This is a genomic window from Parasutterella muris, from assembly GCF_009767915.1.
Lineage (GTDB): Bacteria > Pseudomonadota > Gammaproteobacteria > Burkholderiales > Burkholderiaceae_F > Parasutterella > Parasutterella muris.
This window is the reverse complement of record NZ_WSRP01000069.1, coordinates 1-4,214: the sequence shown is the minus strand read 5'-3', so window position 1 is coordinate 4,214 and position 4,214 is coordinate 1. Positions and strand designations below refer to the sequence as shown.

Below are 4,214 nucleotides of genomic sequence, written 5' to 3'. Positions count from 1 at the left end.
TCGCCCTCTGACGGCAAGCCCCGGCAGGTTGAAAAGCAACCTGCGGGGTTGCCTCACAGCGTGTTGTGCCTTCGCTTGCTCGTCAAGCGGTGCTCATAAAAGTTTTGCAAGCAAAACTTTTACAAGGCTCCCGCATTGACTAGCGCTCAGGCCCGTTCTGTCGACGATTGAGCTGTTTTTGTTGAGCTGGTTCTTTGTTTTTTCGAGCCCATCTGTCAACCTGTTGGATAAATTCGTCAAAGTTCCGAGTTCGCTGCTTCAAGAAGTCGTGGATGTTTTTGTAGAACTCGAAATCCTTCAGTCTTGCCTTTAGCTCGTTCAGCTCCTTTTCAACTTGCTTCAGTCGAGTAAGTTCCGCAATGCGAGCTAACAAAACAGAATTTTTTGATTTTTCCGAACTGAGTTTTTTCCGAAGTTGGAAAACTTCCTCGGTGATGGTTTTATTTTGCGCCGTGAGGGCCTTATTTCTCTCGCTAAGGCGCTCGCTGGAATCAAGCAATGCCTCCCTACGTGAAACAACTCGTTCTCGCGCTATGAGCGATTTTGAGCGTTTTTCAAAGGTCTCTTTTGTAACTGCGTAGGCTTTCGCTTGCCCGGCCAATGTCTCAAACTCTTCTTGAGTCACGCTTACCCGTGATGACAACCGCGCCTTTGACAGCAGTCCCTTTTTCGGTTCGATCGCCTCAACCGCAGCTAGGTCTGCCGTGGTTTGCTCTAGCTCTGCCAGCTTTCGCTCAGTCTCTTTGAGTTTCTTGGCCTTGTATACCGCAACGCTTTGGTGTCTGTGCGGTTTTTCTCCTTTTTCGAGTAGTTCTGTTAGCCGGACGCCTCGTTCCAGTCCGAATTGCTTACCGACTTTGATTGCAAATTCGTCTTGCAACGCCGTTAGAGCAGGCAGTTTGAAGAAGCTTTTAGCGTCTAACTTCCCTTCTCGTTCGGGAAAGACAAGCATGTGCAGGTGCGGAGTAGTCTCATCCAAGTGCAGGACTGCGCTAAGACGGTTACCAACTCCGTGACGGGCCTCAACGAAGCTCAGACACTCGGCAAAGTACCTTTCTTGCTCCTGTTTGCTCAATCGGGTCATAGCTTCAGGAGACGCGGTAATCATGTATTCAATGGCTACAGGAGCATCACAACGGATTTTTCTCTTCTGTCGGGACTGGATGTCGGCGACCCGTCTTTTTACGTCCTCCGAGATGTCTTCGGTTTTGAAGAAGACGATGTTTTGATCAGATCGGCTGATGTCAATGTCGGGATTTGAGTGTCGGTCGGTCAGTCTCTCATTGTGAATTTGAGACGCCTTGAGAGCGGTCATCTTGACCTTTCTCATTCGGATGATGCAGTATTGATTTTCAGCTTCGGGCATGGTGATCGGTTCGGAGGTTTCTGTTACTCTTTTTAAAAGAGTAACTCACTGTACTTATTTTATCGCTTCGCCTAAAAATAAGTACGTTCGTTCGCTCAGGGCTTCGCCCCGAGACCCCGCAAAAACCAAGAACAGTTTTACCGGTGAAACAAGTAGGGTCAGGGCACTTATTGCTCCCTGACCATGAGATTTCTGCTGTCTCATCCCAGTCGAAGGGTCGCGTCACAACAAGGCAGAATGACGGCCTACAGCTGCTAGGGCTAAAGAAATGATACAGCCGTTGTGTGGTCAAAAGCACAGAAAGACAAAACCGCCGTGAGGTCTCTTCACAGCGGTTTTGTTGTCATTTTCACCCATTCCATTCAGGAGGTTGTATGGTACTAGCACAAACGGCATGGGTGGGTTAAATATGGTCAGGCGCACTTGAGATTCCTGACCGCGTTGTTTCCGTAACAACGCCCTTTTGAACCACGACATTGAGCAAAACAACGGAACTCAATCGGCAACAGCGCACAAGGAAATTGATTGTTGTGATCGGGCGCGCTCATCTTTCCCGACCCTAGACCTCTCGCTGATCTACCCTCTTTTGGACCGAACATCGAACAACAACTAACGAGGCTCGACTGGCGACGTCGCACGAGGACGATTAGTATTTTAACGTGTCCTGCCCGGTTACCCGGGCAGGCTCTTTCACGCTAGCAAGTCAGCATCAACAGGAGCGCAACTATCAGTTTCAAAAGGAACTGATGGTGTCTCCACACGAATGCTAAAATGCAGGCAAGAATGTTATGGTACGACATAACGTTCTCCCTTGATAAAGCCGTTTCGCCCTCGCCACAGGGCTTGACGGCTTTAGCTTTATTCAGCGCCGGAAAAATTCACAGCGCCGACCGGCCCGCCACGGCCAATCTCGTTCTTCTAACAACTACTGAAAAATTCAGGACAATCAGAAGAAATCTTTGCCATCAAAACCTTTCCATGGATCGCCTTTCATAGCCTTTTCAACAAAGGCCTTCCATTCCGCTTCTTGGAACTGTTGGTCTTCCCAGGTGTTCTCAACAAATCCCCATTTTTTGGCATCTTCGGGAGTTGAGCCGTATTTTTCTAAAACTATCGCCTGAGCGGTTTCGAAGTCGAAATCCTTCAGGGACGATTGAGGGTGATTAGTATTGGTTGTGATCATAGGAGGTGAAAATTTGGTAGCAAAAACAATTAGTGGTCAGGCGCGCTTGCGATTCCTGACCGCGTTGTTTCCGTTAACAACGTCTTCTTTAGTACCAGACATTGAGCAAAATTAGAACGGAACTCAACCCGTGAAAGCGCTCGAAGACAGTCAGAATTTTATGACGAGGAGGGTGTCAAAGACCACCAAAATTGAACTCAAGTTTTCTCAGAATTGGCGAGATCAGCATTACAAACTCAGGGTCGATCAGTTTCTTTCGGAGCCATTTCTTGTACTCGTCTGGATTATTTGCATCGAGCTTGGCTGGTATTTGTTTCTGACGGCGCAGGAACTCGTAAACCTCTGAGACGTTGGTTCCGTGTTTTTCTAATACCGTCTTATTTTTGCCGGACAACCAATCAGCAACCATCACTATCTGAGGCTCTGTGAGCGTGGCTTGCCGTCTGGTTAAGCCTGATACCCAATCAACCGTATCGGTATCGGGTTCGGGGTCGGTTACGAGGTGAGGTCTAAGGCTCATACTGAAACGAATAGCAGTTACCCGTTTACCGATCTTTGAATCCTCATCGATCGACCATTTGACGGTGAAGCGGGTGTAGACGCTCTCGTTGATCTGTTGGACAGCGACATTGAGTACACGTAATTTAAATTGCCCAAAGGCCGAGTATTTTTCGGCGTCCAATGTCAGTCGCAATTCATCCAGAGGAATGGTTTCGCTCCATCTTTGCTTTATTCCTCCGGTGTCTTTATTTCTCATATGCAACATCAGCCGAGCGTATAGAGGTTGCGTGTAGACACTGCGGAAGCCTGTTATTTCCTCTAGGTCGTACTGGACAAATCTTTCCCGGACTTCTTTTAAGAATGGAATGATCATTGAGCTGAATTGGATGCCAATCATTCTTTTTTCATCGTTATAACCTGATGCCTGACACCAAAGGAATGTCCAAGTCATTCCCTTCTTTCTGTCAATCGGGGCGAGTGTGATTGTGCGTGTGAGCAAGCGATCAGCAGCCTCTTTTAGCAATTCATACGAATCATTTGATACGGCTCCACCTAGTTTTTTTAAATCCTCTAACCGCAAGTAAAACTTGTCTTCACTTGTGATTTCGGTGCCTAACGGCACTTGGGCGATAGCAGAAAAAACAATACGTTGTTCCAACAAAGAGAGACGCTGGGCGGAGCGAACCACTTTATTTGAATATTTAACGAGATTCGGGTCTTTGAGCATGAATAATTGCAATGAAATTTTTGAAATAGTATAGCGATATAAGTGCATAAATGGAATTGCAATTATTTAAAAGTTATTAGTCCCGTTTTTGCAACTTTTCTCCAAGCCTGTACTCCCGTTTTTGCAACTTTTCTCAAATGTTAATAACTCACGGAAGCCTTGGAGTTCTCGGGCCGTTGGGGCATGCCTCGCGCGCGCGCGTAAAAAAAACTATTCTTAGTAAAAAAAACAAGAAAGAAGTGTGAATAGTGAATAACTCAAAAAAAAATCAAAAAAAATCTTCTTCAAAAAGTGAGCTTCGCCTTCGGCTCCGCTAGGTCTTAAAATCACCCTCCCCCGCCTCCCTCCGGGAGGAGCGAGTCGCCCTCTGACGGCAAGCCCCGGCAGGTTGAAAAGCAACCTGCGGGGTTGCCTCACAGCGTGTTGTGCCTTCGCTT

The 4,214-nt window shown here is 47.2% G+C and carries 4 protein-coding genes; all 4 read right to left on the bottom strand.

Features of this window, described 5'->3' with window-relative positions:
- Positions 1–139: 139 nt before the first annotated feature.
- Entirely contained in the window at positions 140–1,366 is a 1,227-nt protein-coding gene (mobV, locus tag E5987_RS12370; RefSeq protein ID WP_160336378.1) for a MobV family relaxase, read from the bottom strand.
- A gap of 946 nt (positions 1,367–2,312) precedes the next feature.
- Positions 2,313–2,549 carry a hypothetical protein gene (locus tag E5987_RS12365; protein WP_160336377.1) on the bottom strand — a complete coding sequence of 79 codons (237 nt, stop codon included), beginning with the start codon at positions 2,547–2,549 and terminating at the stop codon, positions 2,313–2,315.
- Positions 2,550–2,724: 175 nt separating this feature from the next.
- Positions 2,725–3,825: a replication initiation protein gene (locus E5987_RS12360; RefSeq protein ID WP_160336376.1), complete on the bottom strand. Its 1,101-nt coding sequence runs from the start codon at positions 3,823–3,825 to the stop codon at positions 2,725–2,727.
- Between the two features lie 168 nt (positions 3,826–3,993).
- The coding region (locus E5987_RS13195) for a hypothetical protein (protein ID WP_237178844.1) at positions 3,994–4,214 on the bottom strand (221 nt) is incomplete at its 5' end.

Excerpts from the sequence above, each read along its gene's own strand:
- mobV (WP_160336378.1), bottom strand. The coding sequence starts at position 1,366 with ATGCCCGAAGCTGAAAATCAATACTGCATCATCCGAATGAGAAAGGTC.
- E5987_RS12365 (WP_160336377.1), bottom strand. The coding sequence starts at position 2,549 with ATGATCACAACCAATACTAATCACCCTCAATCGTCCCTGAAGGATTTC.
- E5987_RS12360 (WP_160336376.1), bottom strand. The coding sequence starts at position 3,825 with ATGCACTTATATCGCTATACTATTTCAAAAATTTCATTGCAATTATTC.